This is a genomic window from Actinoallomurus liliacearum, from assembly GCF_039542035.1.
GTDB classification, from domain to species: domain Bacteria; phylum Actinomycetota; class Actinomycetes; order Streptosporangiales; family Streptosporangiaceae; genus Actinoallomurus; species Actinoallomurus liliacearum.
This window is the reverse complement of the sequence record NZ_BAABHJ010000020.1, coordinates 1-19,196: the sequence shown is the minus strand read 5'-3', so window position 1 is coordinate 19,196 and position 19,196 is coordinate 1. Positions and strand designations below refer to the sequence as shown.

The following is a 19,196-nucleotide window of genomic DNA, read 5'->3' as shown; positions in this document are numbered from 1 at the left end:
TCTGGGCGCTTCGTCTGTTTCTCAGCGGAGGGGTACGGCGGTGGCGGCGGTGCCGCCCGCCTGGGCGTCGAAGGCGACGGCGAGCGTGCCGGCGGCGCCGGGCACGGTGACGGTGCGGGTCCCCGCCGCGGTGAAGGCGACCTTCGCCTGGCCGAGGATCTTTCCGTTCCAGACGTAGGCGTACGCGGTGCCGGGGCCGGTGGCGTGGAGCCGGACGGTGACCGCGCCGCCGTTGACGGTGGGCCGCCCGACGACGCGGGCGGTGTCGGAGCGGGGCGCGGCGGTTCCGGCGGCGAGGGGGACACTGGTCCTGGCGGCCTGCAGGATCGACTGCGGGGAGTTGACGGACAGCGCCGCGGTCTTGGAGATCACCGGGGGCGGCGCGGTCGTGGGCCTACCGGACTGCGGGGTGTAGCCGGGGAGGGTGGCCAGGCCCCAACGGTAGGGGTCGCCCTGTACTCCGCCCCACGTCGACCAGCCGATGCGGGTCTGACCGGTCTTGTCGGTGGTGTCGGAGTCGTAGACGAAGATGTCGAGGCCGAGGCGGCTCGGGTCGACGGCGGCGGGCAGGTCGGCGAGCGGGATCTTCGTCTCGACGGTGTAGCCGGTGTACGGCTTGTCGACGACCGAGGCGACCCGCATGCCGGGCGCGGTGTCCGCGCCGGGTCCCTGGTGGTTGTCGGCGTCGCGTTCGAAGCAGGGCGCGCCGTTCGTGGTGGTGGGCATGATCCCGGTCTTGAAGGTGGTCGAGGTGTTCTCGGCGTCGCCGCGCGGGTCGAGGGCGATCTCGACCGAGTCGGTGCGCCAGTGCCGTTTGCAGTCGGCGGGGTCGAGGACGCTGCCCTGCTTGTCGTCGGTGACGTGGACGAGGACGTAGAGGGCGTCGTCGTACCAGGTGACCTTGCCGGTGGCGGCGCAGTCGGCGGCCGACTCGCAGGCGGTGCCCTCCCAGAGGCGGGACAGGTTCAGGGTCGGGCCGGGGTACTCGGCGACGGACTCCTTGCCGTCGACCGTGGGCTCCTTGGCGGCGTGCGGGATCGTGGTGGCCGGGACGAGTTCGAGCGCGGCGTTCGCGACGTCGGAGGTGCCGGTGGACGTGGTGGTGATGGTGTAGTCGTAGTCGCCGCCGGTGCCGCCCTGGTTGGCGGTCGGCAGTGAGGTGTCGGTGTCGCGCACGGTGAAGGCGACCGAGCCCTTCGCGCCGGCGGCGAGGGTGTACGGCTTGGACGCGGCGTCGGCGGTGAAGCCCTTGGGCAGGTTCAGGGCGACGGAGCCCTGCTGGGCCTGCTTCGTGGTGTTGGTGAGGTCGACGCGGACCTGGCGGGAGCCGCCGGAGACGAGGGTGAGGACCCGCTTGACGCGGTCGGAGAGCTGGGGCGCGCCGGTGGTGGCGGCCCAGGCGTCGAAGTCGGAGACGCGGGGGAGCGGCTGCTGGCGGCCGGTGACCGCGGGTTCGACCTCGACGGCGCGGCCGGTGGCGCCGGCGCCGTGCGCGGTGGTCAGCGTGGCGCCGAGCCGTACGCGGCCGGGCTTGCCGACGGCCGTGACGGTGAAGGTCGCGGTGCCGTGGCGCAGCGTGCCGGAGCCGGTGACGGTCCAGCCGGCGGGCGCGGAGAGGGTGACGCGTCCGGGGACCGAGGCGTGCGCGGTGACGGTGAACGGCTCACCGGGGGCGACGCCGAAGCGGCCGGTGGTCAGGTAGAACTCGGTGCCGAGGGGCAGGCCGCCCTTGGCGGGGTAGGTGGCGCCTTCGAGCGCGGCGAGGGGGTCGTGGTTCCCCCGGGTGAAGGGCACCCGGCTGTCGACCAGGGTGAAGTAGTCACAGCCGATCTTGTTCGGGTCGCTCGGGGGGTCGGGGTTGTGCGCCCAGCCCTGGCTGGCGTAGAGACGCCCGGCCTCGGCCTCGATCTGCGCCCAGGTCCTGCCGTTCTTCGAGGCGCGGCCGTCCCAGACGCCGTAGACGTCGGCGCTGGGGTCGGTGGGCGTGAAGGTCGTCTCGCAGGACGGGCCGGTGCCGCTCGTGACGAGGTGCTCCTGGTGGAGCAGGCGGGCGGCGCGCCAGGGCTTGAGGTGCTCCTTGGTGAGCTGGTCGGGGTACGCCGTGGGGTCGGCGGCGAGGTAGTACGCCTCGACGGCGAGGCGCCCGGCCTCCTGGTGGTTGCCGTGCTGGCCGGGGATGGGGGACGGCGTCATGGTCGTGATGACCTTGGGGCGGGTCTCCCGGACGAGGCGGACGACCTTGGCGAGCGTCGAGTCGTGGTCCCAGACCGAGCGGGTGAGTTCGTCGCTGACGGTGTAGTAGAAGTCGACCTTGTCGAGGTAGTGCACGTCGGTGATGCCGGCCTTGGCGACGGCGGCGCGTTCCTCGCCCTCGCGGAGCAGGCCGAGGGCCGGGCCCTCCTCGGGGCCGACGGCGTTGCCGCCGCCCTCGCCGCGGGTGATGGTGAGCACGCCGGTCTTCACGTGGGCCCGCTCGTTCCACTGGCCGTACGTGGAGAGGTTGAAGGATTCGTCGTCGGGGTGCGCGCCGACGAACAGGACGTCCAGCCGTCCCGGCCGGGGCGGGTCCCCCGCGGCGGCCTGGACGGGCGGGGCGAGGCCGAGCAGGCCCGCGGCGAGCGTCACGGAGAGGGCGAGGCTCTTGCGCATGGGGGGTCAACTCCTTGTCCGGACGACGCTATTCCTTGACGGCTCCTGAGAGCATCCCGGCGATGAAGTGGCGCTGGAGGAAGACGTAGACGAGGACGACGGGTGCGGCGATGATCAGTGCGGCGGCCATGAGCATCTGGTACTCGGTCTGGTGCTGACCCTGGAAGATCGACAGGCCGAGCGGCGCGGTGCGCAGGTCCTCGTTCGAGTTCATGATCACAAGGGCGAGCAGGAATTCGTTCCAGGTCCACATCGCGATGAGGACGACCATGGTGAGGATGGCCGGGCGGCCGACCGGCAGCAGCACCCGCCACAGCGTCGTCCAACTGGAGGCGCCGTCCATCCGGGACGCCTCGATGAGCGAGCGCGGTGCGGACCGGAAGTACGCGCGCATCCAGAACACGCCGAAGGACACCGACTGGGCGATCTGCGGCAGCATGAGGCCCGGCAGGGTGTTGTCGAGGCCGACGGACCGCAGATCGAAGTACAGCGGCACGACGATGGCCTCGGTGGGCACCATCAGGCCGGCGAGGAACACGTAGAACAGCGCGTTCGCGCCGCGGAACTCCATCGTGCCCAGGGCGTACCCGGCCAGGATCGACAGCGCCGACGCCGCGACCACGACCACGGTGACGACGATCAGGCTGTTGGTGAGGTAGCGGGCGAAGTGCCCCTTCCGCCAGGCGCCGGTGAACGCGCCGGCGGACGGGTGGGGCAGGCCGAACGCCTGGGAGGCGACCGCCAGCAGCGGGAACACGGCGATCACCGCGAAGACGATCAGCACGGCGTACGTCGTGGCGCGCTCGGCCCGCGAGGTCGTCGGTGTCACGCGCGGCCCTCCACGAGACGGCCGACGCCTGCGGTCACGGCGAACACCACGACCGCGATGATGACGCCGATCGCGCAGGCCAGGCCGACCTCCCCGGTGTTGAACGTCCGGTTGTAGACCTCGTACGCCGGGACCCGGGTCGCGTCGCCGGGGCCGCCGCCGGTGGTCAGGTAGATCAGGTCGAAGTTGCGCAGCGCGGCGATGATGGTCAGCGTCAGTGCGACGGACAGCTCCCGTCGCAGGCCGGGCAGCGTGACCGCGAAGAACTCGCGGACGGCCCCGGCGCCGTCGACGCGCGCCGCCTCGTACAGCTCGCGGGGGATCTTCTGCACGCCGGCCAGGAACAGCACCATGGCCAGCCCGATCTCCGCCCAGGTGCCGATGAGCCCGACGGACGGCAGCGCCCAGGTGAAGTCGCCGAGCCAGCCGCGGGCGAGCCCGCCGAGCCCGACGAGGCGGAGCGTGCCGTTGATCGGGCCGTGCTCGGAGTAGATCCACTGCCACGCCACCGCGACCGCCACCATGGCCACGACCTGCGGCAGGAACAGCACGGTGCGGAAGAACGTCAGCCCGCGCGGCCGGGACCGGGAGATGACGGCTACCAGCAGGAACGCGATGCAGCAGGGCAGGACGGCGTAGAAGAACACGAGGACGGCGGCGTGCCAGAACGTCCCGCGCAGGTGCGGGTCGCTGATCGCCTGGGTGTAGTTGCCGAGCCCGGCCCAGGTGCCGACGGAGAGCCCGTCCCAGTGGAACAGCGAGAGGTACGCGCCGTGCAGCAGCGGCCAGAGCAGGAACGCCGCGTAGACCACGAGGGCCGGGAGCACGTAGAGGTAGGCGACCTTGCGGGGCTCGCCGGGCGGCCGGGCGCCCGGCGGACGGCCCTCCGTCCGGTCGGCGAGGGGCCGAGTCCGGGTGGCCGGCGCCTTCACCGCTTGGCCAGGAAGGCGGCGTAGTCGCGCTGGGCGTCCTGCATGCCCTGCTGCGCGGTCTTCTTCCCCGCGATGATCTCCTGCAGGACGCCGCCGAGCGTGTCGAGGAAGGTCGTCGTGGAGTAGTCCAGGTAGGGGACGAGGATGTCCTTGTCGCTGGCGGTCTTCCACGCGGCGGACAGGTCGCGGCCGACGGCGGAGGTCGGCTGCGCGCTCGCCGGGGGGAGCGCGGCGAGGCCGCCGGTCTGGGTGACGACGTCCATGGCCTGCGGGCTGGTCATGAAGTTCAGGTACGCGGCGGCGACGTCGGGGTGCTTGGACTTGGCGGTGATGGCGAGGGGCAGGCCGGGGCCGCCGAGCGTGGCGGCGGGCGCCCCGCCGGCCTGGGCGGGCGGCGGGAGGAGGTAGCGGACCTTGTCCCCCATCTTCTTCTGCAGGTCCGCGGCGAACCACGGCCCGCCGATCAGGAAGACGCCCTCGCCCTTGGCGAACGGCGCGGGCGAGTCGTTGTACTTGGCGGCGTTGACCTCGGACGGGAAGTAGCCCTTCTTCGCCCAGTCGGCGAGCTGCTGCGCGGCCTGCACGACGGATGGATCGGTCCACGCGCCGCCCCGGCCGAACACGAGGTCGCGCAGCTTGTCCTTGCCCGTCGTCTGGCCGAGCAGCACGCCGAACTCGTGGATGCCGGGGAACTTCTCCAGGTTGGCGAGGTAGATCGGCGTCTCGCCCTTGCTCTTGGCCGTGGCGAGGTCCTGCTCGAACTCGGCCCAGGTCGCGGGCGGCTTGAGACCCAGCTTGGCGAGCTTGTCGGTGTTGTAGTAGATCCCGACGGCCTCGCCGGTCATCGCGACGCCGTAGAGGCTGCCGGAGCCGATCGCCTTGCCGCCGGCGCTGACGCTGTTGAGCTGGGTCAGCCCGGCGGGGAAGCGCTTGCGGAAGCCGTACGCCTGCTCGTACGGGTCGAGGGGCATCAGCGCGCCGGCCTTCACGAGGGCGGCCATGATGCCGTACCCCTGGTTCGCCTCGACGACGTCGGGCGGGTTGCCGCCGGACAGCGCCAGCCGCAGCGTCTTCTCCAGGTCGCTGAAGGAGCGCGACACCCGCTTGATGGTCACGTTGGGGTATTTGGCGTGGAAGGCCGCGTTGAGCTTGTTCATCTGCTCGTTCTGGCCGCCGAGGACCTCCTGGTCCCAGACGGTGAGCGTGACCGGGCCGGCCTTGGCGACGTCGGTGCTGACGGCGCTCGGGGCGGTGGTCTTCGGCTTGCTGCCGCCCGACCCGGGGGCGCAGGCGGACGCGGCGACCAGCACCGCTGTCAGGACCACCAATGGTTTCCGCATGGCGGGGGCTCCTTCGGTCAACCGAAAAGGGCGGCGCGGTCTTCTCTAATGATCTTCTCGCCGGTACCCCCGTTCGTTACGATCACGCCTGCCGTACGGTCGGCTCCGCCCGCGTGACCGAGTCGACCGAGGAGTCCGGGATGTACGGGACGACGAAGGCGTAGTCCCGCAGGATCTCGTCGGGGACCTCGCCGGACTCGCCGAACGCCGCGATCTCTCCCCAGCAGGGCGAGCCGAGCGAACCGCTGTAGTGCCGGACGGACAGCCCGGCGCAGAGGTTGGCGAACCGCAGCCGCTCGTTCAGGCCCCAGCCGGCGAGGGTGCCGTAGACGAAGCCGGCGGCGAACACGTCGCCGGCGCCGGTCGGATCGAGGGCCCTGACCGGCAGGGCGGTCACCTCGGCCCGCTCGCCGGTGGTCGTGTCGATGGCGATCGCGCCGTCGCCGCCGCGCTTGACCACCACGACGGGGACGCGCTCGGCGAGGGCGTCGAGCGCCTGTTCGGGGGAGCTCGTCCGGGTGTAGGCCATGGCCTCAACGGCGTTGGGCAGGAAGACGTCGACCAGGTCGAGACGGTTCAGCACGTCGACGGACCAGGTCTCGGTGGGGTCCCAGCCGACGTCGGCGACGACCGCCGCGCCCTTCTCCCGCATGGTCGCGGCCCACCCCGGCACGGGGTGGGCGAGGTCGAGGAAGCAGGTCTTGGCCTTGGGCGGGGTGCCGACGAGCGCCTCGGGCAGCACCGGCATGGGCCGGTGGTAGGTCACCATGCTCCGGTCGGCGTCGTAGGCGAGCGACACGGTGACCGGGGTGGGCCAGCCGGGCAGCCGCCGGGAGTGGACGAGCCCGACGCCCTCCTGCTCCGACAGGGTCCGCCACAGGTACGTGCCGAACATGTCGTCGCCGAACGCGGCGGCCAGACCCACGTTGAGCCCCAGCCGGCTCATCGCGACGGCGATGTTGGCGATGCCGCCGGGCGCCGATCCCAGGCCGTCGGTGATCAGCTCGGTGCCGGGCGGCGGCAGGGCCGGCAGCCCCGTGAAGATCATGTCCATGAAGACGGTGCCGGCCAGGAACACGTCGAGGCCTCCGGCGTCGCCGTGCAGGAAGTCGGCGGCCGTCTCGCGCTCGACGCAGGGATCCTCCAGCCGCGGCTCGGGCGGACGGCCCGGCGGCGCGATCATCGGTTTCACTTGGTCCACGGCGCCTCCCCTTCGGAGGGGGATTCAAACACTGTCGTACGACAGTACGCGCTACTGGACCGTTCCCAGGGCGGTTCGGGGAATTCCCTACCTCACTTCGGGTATTTACAGGAACGTCCGTCCCTCGCCGCGATACGTCGGAACCGTCGCCGTGACCCGGTCGCCGTCGACGAGATGAAGGGCGTCGAACCGCTCGCACAGTTCACCCGCCTTCGCGTGCCGGAACCACACCCGGTCGCCGATCCGCAGCCCGTCGGCGGCGGCGCCGAGCAGTGGGGTCTGCACCTCGCCCGCGCCCTCCCGGGCGTCGAAGCGCAGCCCTGAGGGCAGGTACGGCTGCGGCAGCCGGCTGCGGTCCGCGACCCCGGACGCGAGGTATCCGCCGCCGAGCACGGTCACCACCCCGGGTGCGGGGCGCCGTACGACGGGCAGGGCGAACAGCGCGGCCGGGCTGCCGGAGAAGTTCGTGTAGTGATCGAACAACACGGACTGGTACAGGCCCGAGCCCGCGGCGACCTCGGTCACGGCCTTCTCGGCCGCCGTCTTCTCGACGCTGCCGGTCCCACCGCCGTTGACGAACTCCAGGTCGGCGACCTCCCGGACCGCCTTGACGATCAACGCGCGGCGGCGCGCCAGCTCGACGCGCGACTGCGCCTGGATGAGGCGTACCGCCCGGGAGAACACCGGCTTGCCGGGCGGGTCGTCCCCGACGCCGGCGATCTGCGACTCGTAGGCCATCAGCCCGACCAGCCGCAGCCCCGGACGCCGGGCGATCTCCCGGGCCAGCGCCCCGGCGTGCTCCGGCGTGCGGACCGGCGAGCGCAGCGCGCCGACGCGGATTCGGCCGCCGGCCGCGCGCCAGGCGGCGTCGATGTCGAGACAGACGCGGACGGGCCGGCCGCCGGTGGCCTTCTCGATCAGGTCCAGGTGCTCGACGCAGTCGACCATCACGGTGACGACGGCCGCCGCGTGCTCGTCGTCGGCCAGCCGTGCGAGGGCGCTCTGGTCGGCGGTCGGGTAGGCGACGAGGATGTCGTCGCTCACCCGCTCTTCGGCCAGCCACAGCGCCTCCGGCAGCGTGAACGCCATGACGCCGGCGAACCCGTCCATGGCCAGCACCTGTTCGAGCAGGGTCCGGCAGCGTACCGACTTGCTGGCCACCCGGATCGGCTTGCCGTGCGCACGCCGGGTGAGATTCGCCGCGTTGGAGCGGAACGCCGCCAGGTCGACGATGGCGAACGGTGGTTCCAGGTGGGATGTGGCGATGTCGTACCGTCTGCGCAGCGTCATGCCCGCAGCGTGCCACAGACCACTCGAATATGAGAAGAGTTCATGTCCGGGAATGCTCGGCGAAGAACTCCCAGAGCCGCCGGCTCGCGTCGGACGGCCACTGGTGCCCGCCGCCCGCGACGGTGCACAGGACCACCTCGACGCCGCCGTCGCCGTGCCCGGTGGAGTGGCAGCCCGCGGCGCCGTCGGCCCGGAGCGGCGACAGGTGGTCGGTCCGGCGCCAGAAGTCCACCGCCTTGCCGACCGGCGGGAACGGCCGGGAGTCGTTGAAATCACGGTGCCCACCGCCGTCGTACGGGACGTTGTGGTCCGCGGTGCCGTGCCAGACCATCACCGACACCGGCCGGGCCGGATGGCACGTCATGGCGAGCGCCCCGGACACCGCCCCGATCGCGGCGACCTTCCCCGCGGACTCGCAGGCGAACCGGTAGGCCATGCCGGCCCCGTTGGAGAACCCCGTGACGTAGACCCGTTTCGGATCGGCCAGCCCCACGCCGGTCAGGTGGTCGATGAGCTTGTTCAGGAAGCCGACGTCGTCGATGTGGGCCAGCCGGGCGGGCGCGCAGCAGTCCCCGGCGTTCCAGGTGAAGGCGAACCCGTCCGGGTAGACGGCGAGGAACCCGTGTCGGTCGGCGAGCGCGTCGAACCCGGTCTTCTTCTCGAAGCCGGTCATGTTGTCGGCTCCGCCGTGCAGGGCGAGGACGACGGGCAGCGGACGGGCGGGCCGCCCCGACCGGAAATTCTGCCGCGCCAGGCCCGGCGGCACGTGGACGAGGTACTCCCGGTGCCCGGGCGTGCCCACGTCGATCTTCATCCGATGCGTCCCCGTCGCCGTGGGAACGTCACCCACCGACGCCGGCACGCCATGCCGCGCCCGGGACGGCCGGGGTGAACCGTGCCCCCCGGAGTCCGCCGGCTTGCACCCGCAGAGAACGAGAAGGCCGATGACCGCTAACGCCGCAACCCGTCGCATCCCCCCGATCTAACCCACCCGCCCCCGCCGAAACTACTCACTGGTAGCGCAAAGTTCGGCGCCGAGGCCCCGACTCTTTCGAGTCGGCGCCTTACCGTATGAGTCATCGCCGCGGTATGGAGCGGTGAACGCGTCAGGCGTCGGCCGGCTGCGGATTGCGGCGAGGGGACGACGGGGCCGGGGGTTCGGAGGCCTCGGGGGTCTGCAGGGCGGTGACGGTGGCGGCGAGGGCCAGGGGGACGGCGACGGCGAGGGCCAGGGCGGGGACCGCGATCCCCGAGTCGTTGACCGCCCCGCCGACCACGGCGGTCACGAACGCGCCCGACAGGCCGGCCCGGAGCATGGGGGCGCGGTCGTACGCGAGCCGCAGCCCGCCCGTCCCGGCGCGGCCCGGCCGGTGCAGCACGAGAAGCAGGAAGAGGAAGGCCGCGACCACGATCGGCAGGAGCGTCGGGTTGCCGAACGTGCGGACCATGGCGGTGAACTTGCGCTCCAGCCAGGGCAGGGCGTCGCCGTCGACGAGCTGGCCGAAGAAGCGGCCCATGTGCGTCTGCCGGGCCGGCGGACGCAGGTGGTCGAGGTAGGCCATGCCGAGCACCAGCGCCATGCCGGCCGCGCGCAGCAACTGCAGCCGCAGGAAGCCCACGCGACGGCCGCTCACCAGCAGCGCCGTGGTGGCCAGGCCGGGGACGAACGCGATCAGGCCGCCGAAGTCGCTGCCCCACGTCGTCCAGCTGTCCAGCAGCGCGGCGGTCAGCGTCATGGCGAGCACGGCGGTGACGGCCGCGCGGCGGCCATGGCGGGGTTCGAGCCACTGCGCGACCCCGGCGGCGGCCAGCAGGGTCGAGGTGGCCAGCACCGCGAACCCGATGTTGCCCATCCCGTAGTAGCGGCCGCCGACCAGCGGGGAGTAGCCCATGAGGCTGTTGAGCTGCAGCCGGCTGCCGGTCAGCAGGTCGGCGCCCAGGACGGCGGCGGTGCCTCCCGCGATCACCGTGCCGGGGCCGAGCACCCGGCGGCGCCACGGCCCGGACGCGGCGACCGCGACGATCAGCGCGTCCGCGACCGCGATGCCCGCGACCAGGGCGGGCAGCGGATGGCCGCCGCGCCACCACGGCATCAGGTTCACCAGGTAGGTCGAGACCGGGACGGCCGCCGCGACCAGGGCGGTCAGGCGCGTGAGGGCGAGGATCCGGGCGCGTCGCCGCCCGGCCCACCGCCGCCGGAGCGCGAGCGCGGCGGAGCCGTAGAGCAGCAGTTGGCCGACCACGAAGGCGGCGAAGAAACGGGGGATCAGCCCGCGGTCGGTCTGCGCCGCGACGTCCTGCGCGCGCAGGTCCCGTACCGCCGAGGCGAGCGGGGCCGGGCGGGTCGCGTCCGGCAGCATCGGAGTGCCGATCAGCCGCGCCGGGTGCGGGACGCCGAGCCGGGCCAGCATCGTCGCGGTCAGGTCCGGGAGGATCACCATGTCGGCCCGCCGGGTGGAGTCCGAGCCGAGGTAGCGGCCGGCGCTCGCGGGTCCGGTCGCCAGCACGACGCGCAGGTGCGGCGTGCGGTCGTCGTCGGCGATTCCCGCGACCAGGACCTCGGCGTCGGCCGGCAGGCGCGCCAGCACCGTCCCGACCGCGGCGTCCGCACGGTGGGCCGCGGCGGCCCGGTCCGGACCCGCGACCGCCCCGGCGTCCACGATCGTGGCGGCGGATCGCGCCCACCACTCCGGGGCGGGCAGCGTGGCGACGCCGGGCGCGTACGCGTCGACGCGGCCGTGGGAGTCCGCGGCGGCCAGCGCCGCCCCGGTGCCGACGGCGGCGGTGCGGCCGCCCGCCCGGTGCACGGCGTCCCCGAGCAGGCCGACGACGCCGAACCCGGCGTTCCGGCGGCGGATCGGGCCGATGTCCTCCACCACGGCGCCCGTTCCCGAGGGGGAGACGCCGACGGGCCGGTGGCAGTACGGACCCGCCGCGGACCGGGCACCGGCCGAGACGGTCGCCCAGCCGTCGCCCGGGCAGGTCAGGGTGCCGACCGTGCGGATCGAGAGCAGCCCGATCGCGGACCGCCGCGCGAGGCCCCACAGGTGCGGAGTGGTGGCGGGGCCCACGTCGCTCCACCGCAGCCCCGGAACCCCGACCAGCACGACGTGCCGGACGGGCGCCGCGGTCTCGGCGTGGGCCGGTGAGTCGGCGGACGCGAAGAGCGTCAGGGCGACCGCGATCCCGGCGACTGCGCCTCTCAGCACCTGACCATCTCCTTGGGGTGTCCGAGAAACCGGCGCGGAGAGTACGGCCGTCGGCCGGAACACGCTCTGCGGACCACGCGTGCCCGTCGACTGGGTGAAGTCTGGGCCGCGGCCGCGCGGCGGGTACAGCGTCGCCGCCGTTCAGGCTCCCGACTCTTTACCGAACCGCGCCCAGGAGGCGGCGGATCTCCGTCGACGTGCGCCCGAACTCCGTCTTGACGGTGCGGGCCAGATGAGCCTGGTCGGCGAAGCCCAGGTCGGCGGCGACCTCGGCGAGGTTGTGCGCGCCCTGCTCGATGCGGTCGAGGGCGCGGCCGGCGCGGACGCGATTGCGGTAGCGCGTCAGGGTCAGGCCCGTCTCGCGGTGGAACACCCGGCTCAGGTGGCTGGGCGAGACGCCGAGCAGCCGGGCCAGCGTGACCAGCCCGGTGGCGTCGGGATGGTCGGCCAGGATCGCCTCGCGCGCCTGGTCGGCGAGTCCGGGACCCCTCGCGGGCCGGTGCGGGCGGACCGTCCCGGCGTCCGCCGCGCGCCGCAGGACCTCGGTGAGCAGGCCGACCAGTTCCTCGGCCATGGCGAAGGCGACGTCGGAGGTCGAACGCAACAGCCGGCGGTGCGCCAGGTCGAGGCGGCCGTCGACGGGGACCGCCGGCCGTGTCGCGGGCCGAGCGTCGTCCGTCACCGCGCGCCAGAAGCCCGTGGACAGGGAGATCGCCGTGCAGACGTCACCGCCGGCCGGGTGCGCGAAGGACGCCTCGTCCCCAGGGGCCTGGACGTAACCGCGCGTCGGATCAACGACGGCCTCCCGGCCCGCCCGGCGCAGCCGGAACCGCCCGGACCGGACGAGCACGATCTCGTACCTCGCGGCGGCCTCGGTCGCGGACCAGGCGGAGCGGTGCCCGCCGCAGCGCACGGCCGCCACCGAGAACTCGGGCGAATCGGCGAGCAGGACGCTGGACAGCACCTCCGCAGAGTAGCCCGGCGGGCGGACATTCCCCGCGGTCCGGACCGTCGAGGGGCGGGCGTCACGCCGAGGTCGTGCGGGGGCCGGCCGTGCGGATTCGTGCGGGGGCCGGCCGCGCGGATTCGTTCGGGAGCCGACAGCGCAAATTTCGTCAAGCCGCCGCGGGTCCGTACGGAACAGACTCGCCCCGACGACAACGGGAGGTTCAATGCGTCGGGGTCTGCTCCCCGCCCTGCTGACAGGGCAGCTCATGGTCTCGATGGACGGTTCGATCGTGACCGTCGCGATGCCGCGGATACAGGCGGACCTGGGAACGTCCGGTGCCGTTCTGCAACTGGTCACGGGCGGGTACACCCTGGCCGTCGCGGTCCTGGTGGTGACCGGCGCGCGGCTGGGCGACCTGTACGGTCATCGCCGGCTGTTCCTGATCGGCCTGGGCGCGTTCGCGATCGCCTCGCTCGCCTGCGGCCTCTCCCCTGACGGGCTCGTGCTGGTCCTGGCCCGCGTCGCGCAGGGGATCGCGGCGGCACTGCTCCTGCCCCAGGTGCTGTCCCTGATCCAGTTGCACGCCGGCGGGCGCGCCCGGGCGCGGGCACTGGGCGCGTACTCCATGGTGCTGGCGCTCGGCGTGGCGGTCGGACAGATCCTGGGCGGGCTCATCACGGGCGCCGCCGGCTGGCGTCCCATCTTCCTGATCAACGTGCCGGTCGCCGCGGTGGTCCTGCTGGTGGGGCGCCGTGCGCTGCCGGCGGACGTGTCGTCGGACGGCCGCCGGATGGACCTGGGGGGCGTCGCCGTCCTGTCCGCCGCGATGAGCGGCCTGGTCCTGCCCCTGGTCTTCGGCCGGGAGGAGGGGTGGCCGGTGTGGTCGTGGTGCTGCCTGGCCCTGGGCTGCGCCGGGCTGGTGGTCTTCGGCGCGTACGAGCGCCGGGCCGCCCACCCGCTCCTCGATCTGGGGGTCCTGCGCCTCAGGGGCGTCCGGCCCGGACTGCTCGCGTGCTGCTGCGTCATGGGCGGCTACACCGCGTTGTTCTTCTGCCTGGCGTTGCACCTGCAGGCCGGCCTCGGGCTCTCGCCACCGCGGGCCGGGCTGGCGTTCCTGCCCTACCCCGTCGGCTTCGCCGCCGCGAGTCTGAGCTGGCCGCGTCTCCCGGCACGCCGGGTGCTGCCGGTCGCCGGTCCGCTGTGCCTCGCGGCGGCGGCGCCGGTGATCGCGCTCGTCGCCCGCCACGGCTGGCCGCTCGGCGTGGTGACCCCGCTGCTCGTCCTGGCGGGCGCGGGCCACGCCGCCGGGTTCGGGCCGCTCGTCGAGCGGCTCGCCGCGACGGCGGGTCCCGCGCGGGCCTCCGCGATCTCCGCGTTGACCAACACCGGCACGCTGCTGACCAGCGTCGTGGCGATCGCCACTCTCGGCGGTGTCTATCTCGCGGCGCCGCAGTCGGCCGACGGACTGGTGCGCGTGACGGCGCTGCTGGGCATCCTGCTGCCGATCGGGGCGGCGTGCGCCTGGCGTACGGCCCGCGTCGCCACCGGATCACCGGAGCCGGCGCAGCCCGTACCGGCCGAGGCGGTGGCGGCGGGCGACGGTCCCGCTCGCGGCTGAACCCTCCGCGTGCCGGCGATCCCCGCCGGTATCCGGTGTGGGCCGCCGGCGTGGCCCCTGACAGGCCGTAGGCTCGGAGGACATCGCGGGCGGGCCGGTCCACGCCCCCGCCCGCCGACCGTACGATCCGACGTCTCGAAGGTGGACGATGTCCGAATACGTGCTGACGCTGTCCTGCCCCGACCGGCCGGGCATCGTGGCCGCCGTGTCAGGGGCGCTGGCCCAGCGCGCGTGCAACATCCTGGAGAGCCAGCAGTTCGGCGACCGGAGCACCGGGCGCTTCTTCCTGCGCATCCAGTTCGAGGCGCCGGAGGGGCTGGAGGACGCGCTGCGGGAGGCGTTCGGCGCGCTGGCCGGGGAGTTCGGCCTGGACTGGAACCTGCACGACCGCGCGGTCCGGTCGCGCGTGCTGATCCTCGTCTCTAAGTACGGGCACTGCCTGAACGACCTGCTCTACCGCCAGCGCTCCGGACTGCTCGACGTCGACGTCGTCGCGGTGGCCTCCAACCACCCCGACATGCGGCCGCTGACCCAGTCGTACGGCATCGACTACCACCACCTGCCCGTCACGCCCGAGACCCGTGCGGCGCAGGAGGCGGAGATCATGGCCCTGGTCGAGCACTATCAGGCGGACCTCATCGTGCTGGCCCGGTACATGCAGGTGCTGTCCGATGACTTCTGCGCGAAGCTGCCGGGGCGTGTGATCAACATCCATCACTCGTTCCTGCCGAGCTTCAAGGGCGCCCGGCCGTACCACCAGGCGCACCAGCGCGGCGTGAAGCTCATCGGCGCGACCGCGCACTACGTGACACCGCGGCTCGACGAGGGGCCGATCATCGAGCAGGAGGTCGCGCGCGTCGACCACACCCAGGGACCGGAGGAGCTGATGGCGGTGGGGCGGGACATGGAGTGCCTGGCCCTCGCCCGGGCGGTGCGCTGGCACGCCGAGCACCGGATCCTGCTGAACGCCGAGCGGACCGTCGTCTTCCGCTGAGCCGTACGGGGCGGCGTAATCTGGGGTGTCATGCCCTTTGCGCACGTCACTCCCGACCTTCAGGACGATCTCGTACGTCTCCGCCGCGACCTGCACCGCGAGCCCGAGCTGGGCTTGGAGCTGCCGCGCACGCAGGAGAAGGTGCTGGCCGCCCTCGACGGACTTCCCCTGAAGATCGAACTCGGGCGATCCCTGTCCTCGGTGACCGCCGTGCTCCGCGGCTCGTCGCCCGGCCCCGCCGTCCTCCTGCGCGCCGACATGGACGCGCTTCCCCTGACGGAGCGCTCCGGTCTCGAGTACGCCAGCCGGTTCGCGGACCGGATGCACGCCTGCGGCCACGATCTGCACACCGCGATGCTGGTCGGGGCGGCGCGGATCCTCGCGGACGCGGAGTTCGCCGGCAGTGTGATCTTCATGTTCCAGCCCGGTGAGGAGGGGGCCGGTGGAGCGCGCCACATGATCGAGGAGGGAGTGCTCGACGCGGCGGGCACCCGGCCCGTCGCCGCGTACGGGCTGCACGTCGCCTCGTCGTTCCTGCCGAGCGGCCTCTTCATGACCCGGAGCGGCCCGCTGATGGCCGCCGCCGACGAGCTCCACGTCACCGTGCGCGGCGCGGGCGGCCACGGGTCCCAGCCGCACCGGGCCAAGGACCCCATCCCGGCGACCTGCGAGATGGTCACGGCGCTGCAGACGCTCGCCACCCGGTCCTTCGACGCCTTCGACCCGGTGGTCATCACGGTCGGCAGCATCCACGCGGGCACCGCCGCCAACATCATCCCGGCCGAGGCGCGGCTCGAGCTGACGATCCGTTCGTTCTCCCGGGAGGCCCACGCCCGGGTCCTCGAGGGCGTCGACCGGGTCCTGCGCGGCATCGCGGCCGCCCACGGCCTGGACGTCGAGATCGATCACGTCATGGGATACCCCGTCACGGTCAACACCGCCGCCGAGGCGGAGTTCGCCGCCGCCACGGCCGGTGACCTGTACGGCCCGGAGCGGTTCGTGTGGGGGCCGAATCCGCTGACCCCCGCGGAGGACTTCTCCTACGTCCTGGAGGAGGTGCCCGGGGCGTTCGTCTTCCTCGGCGCCTGCCCGCCCGACCGTGACCCCGCGACCGCGCCGTTCAACCACGCGCCGGACGCGGTCTTCGACGACGGGGTGCTGGCGGACGGGGCCGGGCTGCTCGCCGAGCTCGCCCTGCGGAGGCTGGCCTCGGCCTGAGGCGCGGGCCTCACGACGGGTGGTTCGCCGCGCGGTGTTCCGAACCGGGGCGTTCGGTCTCCGGCACCGCGCGGCGGCCCCTATCATGATCCAGCGGTGTGCTGACAGTTCGTCCAATGGGGAGCGATGCCGTGCGGAGGCCAGCCCTGACCGCTGCTGTGGCGGCGGTGCTGCTCGCCGGTTGCGGCAGCGCCGCGCAGACCGCGAACAACCCCGAGACCGCCACCCCGACGCCGACCCCGACGCGGGTGCAGCAGGTCAAGGTCGGGCAGACCGTCACACTCACCGGTGCGGACGACTCCGGCGGCGCGGACCGGCTCCGCCTCGCGGTCAGGGTGAAGCAGGTCGTCGCCACCACGACCGGTCATGGCGCGTTCCAACAGCCGCGCAAGGGCGAGCGGTTCGCCGCCGTACGGTTCGTGCTGAAGAACGTCGGCGATACCGCGTACGACGACAGCCCCACCTACGGCGCGAAGATCGTGGACGCCGCCGGGCAGACGTACGACCCGACGGTGGCCTCGGTGACCGCCGGTCCCGGCTTCCCCAAGGTCGTCAGGCTTCGGCAGGGGCAGGCGAAGTCGGGTGTCATCGTGTTCGCCGTGCCGAAGAAGGCGAAGGTCGTCGGCGTGACCTACGCCCTCAACGCCGGCTTCGCCACCGACCGCGCCGAGTGGCGGGTGACCTGACTCACGGGGCGAGGGGCGATCGGATCGTCGCGGTGACGATCGGGAGGTCGAACTCCCCGGACGCGGTCTCCGGCGTCTTGTGCAGGTAGTCGAGGATCCTCGCCATCAGTGCCGTCCGCTCGGCCTCGGACAGGATCAGTACGTGCGAGTGCGTCCCGATGGTCGCCGCCATCGACGCGGCGGTCCGCCGTTGCGCGTGAGCGAACTCGGCCTGCTCGGTCGCCGGGAAGTCCGGGGTCGGGGCGAACGCCGACTCGGCCTTCCAGTCCTTCAGGGACCGGCCGACGCGGGACACCTCTTTCAGTCCCCTGACCCAGGGGACCCGGTGGTCGTCGATGTTCCACAGGCAGGCCAGCACGCCACCGGGGGAGAGCACCCGGGCCATCTCCGGCAGCGCGCGGCCGAGGTCGAACCAGTGCAGCGCCTGCCCGACCAGGATCGCGTCGACCGATCCGTCGGGGAGGGGGATCCGCTCGGCCGTTCCCGCGACCGCCGCCACGTCCGGCAGCCGCGCGTGAAGCTCCGACAGCATGCCGAGGTCGGGTTCCACCGCGACCAGGGTGGTGGCGTACGGCACCAGGGCCTCGGTGAGCTTGCCGGTTCCGGCCGCCAGGTCGAGGACGCGCAGGGGACCGCGGGCCGCGACGGGCTCCAGCGCCCAGCGCACCGCCGCGTCGGGATAGCCGGGGCGCTCCGCGGCGTACGCGGCGGCCTGCCCGCCGAACGACGATGCCCGGCGGGCGTGGGTCTCGGGATCGGGGCCGGGGGTGGGCGACACGGTGCTCATCTCCCCGACCATAGCCCTGGCCGCTCGGCGCGGCGGCGTGTTCAGCACTCGATGACGTTGACGGCGAGGCCGCCGCGTGAGGTCTCCTTGTACTTGTCGAGCATGTCGCGGCCGGTGTCGCGCATCGTCTTGATCGCCCGGTCGAGGGGGACGAAGTGGCGTCCGTCGCCGCGCATCGCGATCCGGGCGGCGCTGATCGCCTTGATCGAGGCGACGGCGTTCCGCTCGATGCACGGCACCTGCACGAGGCCGCCGACCGGGTCGCAGGTCAGGCCGAGGTTGTGCTCGATGCCGATCTCGGCGGCGTTCTCCACCTGTTCGGGCGTGCCGCCGAGGACCTCGGTGAGGCCGGCCGCCGCCATCGCGCAGGCCGAGCCGACCTCGCCCTGGCAGCCGACCTCGGCTCCAGAGATCGAGGCGTTCTCCTTGATGATCACGCCCATCGCCCCGGCGGTCAGCAGGAACCGGACGATCCCGTCGTCCGACGCTCCGGGCACGAACCGGTCGTAGTAGTGCAGGACGGCCGGGACGATGCCGGCGGCCCCGTTGGTCGGCGCGGTGACGATCCGGCCGCCCGCGGCGTTCTCCTCGTTCACGGCCAGGGCGAACAACGTGACCCAGTCCATCGCGTGCAACGGGTCCGTGGCGGTCTCGGTCACCAGCTTGCGGTGCAGGTGCGGAGCGCGGCGGCGTACCTTGAGCCCGCCGGGCAGCAGTCCCTCGCGGGAGCAGCCGCGGGTCACGCTCTCCCGCATGACCTCCCAGAGCCGCAGCAGGAGCGCGCGGATCTCGTCGGGGCCCCGGCCGAAGGCCTGTTCGTTCTCCAGCATCAGCGCGGAGATCGACAGGCCGGTCTCCCGGGTGTGGTCGAGCAGTTCGGCGCCGGTCGCGAAGGGATGGGGCACGACCGTGTCGTCGGGCTTGATCCGGTCGGCGCCGGTGGCGTCCTCGTCGACGACGAAACCGCCGCCCACCGAGTAGTAGACCTTCTCTCGCAGCTCCGCCCCATCGGCGTCGCGGGCGGTGAACCGCATGCCGTTGGGGTGGTGCGGGAGCGACTCCTTGCGCTCGAAGACGAGGTGCTCGCCGACGACGAACGGCACCTCCTGCTCGCCGAACAGGCGGATGACGCCGCGCTCGCGCACCGCGGCGACCCGGTCGTCGGCCGTCTCCACGTCCACGAGCTCCGGCTTGTCGCCCTCGAGCCCGAGGATGACCGCCTTGTCGCTGCCGTGTCCCTTGCCGGTCAGGCCCAGCGAGCCGTAGAGGATCACATGGACGGAGGCGGTCTTCTCCAGCAGGCCGTCGCGCCGCAGGCCGCGGGCGAAACGGTGGGCCGCCGCCATCGGCCCGCCCGTGTGCGAGCTGGACGGGCCGATGCCGATCTTGAACAGGTCGAAGACGCTGATCGCCATGGTGGTCTAGTCGGCCTGGCGGGCGGTGATGGCCTGCTGGTAGAGGCGTCCGGCGCGGTAGCTGGAGCGGACCAGGGGC

The 19,196-nt window shown here is 73.0% G+C and carries 15 protein-coding genes; 4 read left to right on the top strand and 11 right to left on the bottom strand.

Going from position 1 to position 19,196, the window contains the following annotated elements; all coding sequences use genetic code 11:
* Positions 1-21: 21 nt before the first annotated feature.
* The 9 genes from ABD978_RS25800 to ABD978_RS25760 all read right to left on the bottom strand — a co-directional run bounded on the left by ABD978_RS25800 (position 22) and on the right by ABD978_RS25760 (position 12,414).
* Complete coding sequence (locus tag ABD978_RS25800) at positions 22-2,649, bottom strand: sugar-binding protein (RefSeq protein WP_345359684.1); 2,628 nt, start codon at positions 2,647-2,649, stop codon at positions 22-24.
* Positions 2,650-2,677: 28 nt separating this feature from the next.
* The gene (locus tag ABD978_RS25795) at positions 2,678-3,478 is read right to left on the bottom strand and encodes a carbohydrate ABC transporter permease (protein WP_345359682.1); all 801 of its coding nucleotides are present in this window, start codon (positions 3,476-3,478) and stop codon (positions 2,678-2,680) included.
* Positions 3,475-4,410 carry a carbohydrate ABC transporter permease gene (locus tag ABD978_RS25790; RefSeq protein ID WP_345359679.1) on the bottom strand — a complete coding sequence of 312 codons (936 nt, stop codon included), beginning with the start codon at positions 4,408-4,410 and terminating at the stop codon, positions 3,475-3,477. The genes ABD978_RS25795 and ABD978_RS25790 overlap by 4 nt, the downstream gene beginning before the upstream one ends.
* Positions 4,407-5,750 carry an ABC transporter substrate-binding protein gene (locus ABD978_RS25785; protein WP_345359677.1) on the bottom strand — a complete coding sequence of 448 codons (1,344 nt, stop codon included), beginning with the start codon at positions 5,748-5,750 and terminating at the stop codon, positions 4,407-4,409. Before ABD978_RS25785 ends, ABD978_RS25790 begins: the two co-directional genes overlap by 4 nt.
* Positions 5,751-5,832: 82 nt before the next feature.
* Entirely contained in the window at positions 5,833-6,951 is a 1,119-nt protein-coding gene (locus ABD978_RS25780; RefSeq protein ID WP_345359675.1) for a carbohydrate kinase family protein, read from the bottom strand.
* Between the two features lie 105 nt (positions 6,952-7,056).
* On the bottom strand, positions 7,057-8,241 hold the full coding sequence (locus tag ABD978_RS25775; RefSeq protein ID WP_345359673.1) for an amino acid deaminase/aldolase: 1,185 nt from the start codon (positions 8,239-8,241) through the stop codon (positions 7,057-7,059).
* 40 nt (positions 8,242-8,281) lie between these two features.
* Positions 8,282-9,055, bottom strand: a complete 774-nt coding sequence (locus ABD978_RS25770; RefSeq protein ID WP_345359671.1) for a CE1 family esterase — start codon at positions 9,053-9,055, stop codon at positions 8,282-8,284.
* Positions 9,056-9,347: 292 nt separating this feature from the next.
* Complete coding sequence (locus ABD978_RS25765; protein WP_345359668.1) at positions 9,348-11,450, bottom strand: hypothetical protein; 2,103 nt, start codon at positions 11,448-11,450, stop codon at positions 9,348-9,350.
* A gap of 157 nt (positions 11,451-11,607) precedes the next feature.
* Positions 11,608-12,414, bottom strand: coding sequence for a helix-turn-helix domain-containing protein (locus ABD978_RS25760; protein WP_345359665.1), 807 nt, complete (start codon positions 12,412-12,414; stop codon positions 11,608-11,610).
* A gap of 208 nt (positions 12,415-12,622) precedes the next feature.
* Here ABD978_RS25760 and ABD978_RS25755 point away from each other — a divergent pair, with 208 nt between their 5' ends.
* From ABD978_RS25755 to ABD978_RS25740, 4 genes are all read left to right on the top strand, one after another.
* Complete coding sequence (locus ABD978_RS25755; RefSeq protein ID WP_345359662.1) at positions 12,623-14,017, top strand: MFS transporter; 1,395 nt, start codon at positions 12,623-12,625, stop codon at positions 14,015-14,017.
* 148 nt (positions 14,018-14,165) lie between these two features.
* Positions 14,166-15,011 carry a formyltetrahydrofolate deformylase gene (gene purU / locus ABD978_RS25750; RefSeq protein ID WP_345359659.1) on the top strand — a complete coding sequence of 282 codons (846 nt, stop codon included), beginning with the start codon at positions 14,166-14,168 and terminating at the stop codon, positions 15,009-15,011.
* A gap of 30 nt (positions 15,012-15,041) precedes the next feature.
* Complete coding sequence (locus tag ABD978_RS25745; protein WP_345359656.1) at positions 15,042-16,229, top strand: M20 metallopeptidase family protein; 1,188 nt, start codon at positions 15,042-15,044, stop codon at positions 16,227-16,229.
* A gap of 131 nt (positions 16,230-16,360) precedes the next feature.
* Positions 16,361-16,915: a DUF4352 domain-containing protein gene (locus ABD978_RS25740; protein WP_345359653.1), complete on the top strand. Its 555-nt coding sequence runs from the start codon at positions 16,361-16,363 to the stop codon at positions 16,913-16,915.
* A gap of 1 nt (position 16,916) precedes the next feature.
* Here ABD978_RS25740 and ABD978_RS25735 read toward each other — a convergent pair whose 3' ends face one another.
* The gene (locus tag ABD978_RS25735; protein WP_345359651.1) at positions 16,917-17,702 is read right to left on the bottom strand and encodes a class I SAM-dependent methyltransferase; all 786 of its coding nucleotides are present in this window, start codon (positions 17,700-17,702) and stop codon (positions 16,917-16,919) included.
* Positions 17,703-17,743: 41 nt separating this feature from the next.
* Positions 17,744-19,117, bottom strand: a complete 1,374-nt coding sequence (locus tag ABD978_RS25730) for an L-serine ammonia-lyase (RefSeq protein ID WP_345359649.1) — start codon at positions 19,115-19,117, stop codon at positions 17,744-17,746.
* Positions 19,118-19,196: the final 79 nt, after the last annotated feature.

Coding starts and splice junctions, on each gene's coding strand:
- ABD978_RS25800 (WP_345359684.1), bottom strand. CDS start 2,649: ATGCGCAAGAGCCTCGCCCTCTCCGTGACGCTCGCCGCGGGCCTGCTC.
- ABD978_RS25785 (WP_345359677.1), bottom strand. CDS start 5,750: ATGCGGAAACCATTGGTGGTCCTGACAGCGGTGCTGGTCGCCGCGTCC.
- ABD978_RS25775 (WP_345359673.1), bottom strand. CDS start 8,241: ATGACGCTGCGCAGACGGTACGACATCGCCACATCCCACCTGGAACCA.
- ABD978_RS25770 (WP_345359671.1), bottom strand. CDS start 9,055: ATGAAGATCGACGTGGGCACGCCCGGGCACCGGGAGTACCTCGTCCAC.
- ABD978_RS25755 (WP_345359662.1), top strand. CDS start 12,623: ATGCGTCGGGGTCTGCTCCCCGCCCTGCTGACAGGGCAGCTCATGGTC.
- purU (WP_345359659.1), top strand. CDS start 14,166: ATGTCCGAATACGTGCTGACGCTGTCCTGCCCCGACCGGCCGGGCATC.
- ABD978_RS25745 (WP_345359656.1), top strand. CDS start 15,042: ATGCCCTTTGCGCACGTCACTCCCGACCTTCAGGACGATCTCGTACGT.
- ABD978_RS25735 (WP_345359651.1), bottom strand. CDS start 17,702: ATGAGCACCGTGTCGCCCACCCCCGGCCCCGATCCCGAGACCCACGCC.
- ABD978_RS25730 (WP_345359649.1), bottom strand. CDS start 19,117: ATGGCGATCAGCGTCTTCGACCTGTTCAAGATCGGCATCGGCCCGTCC.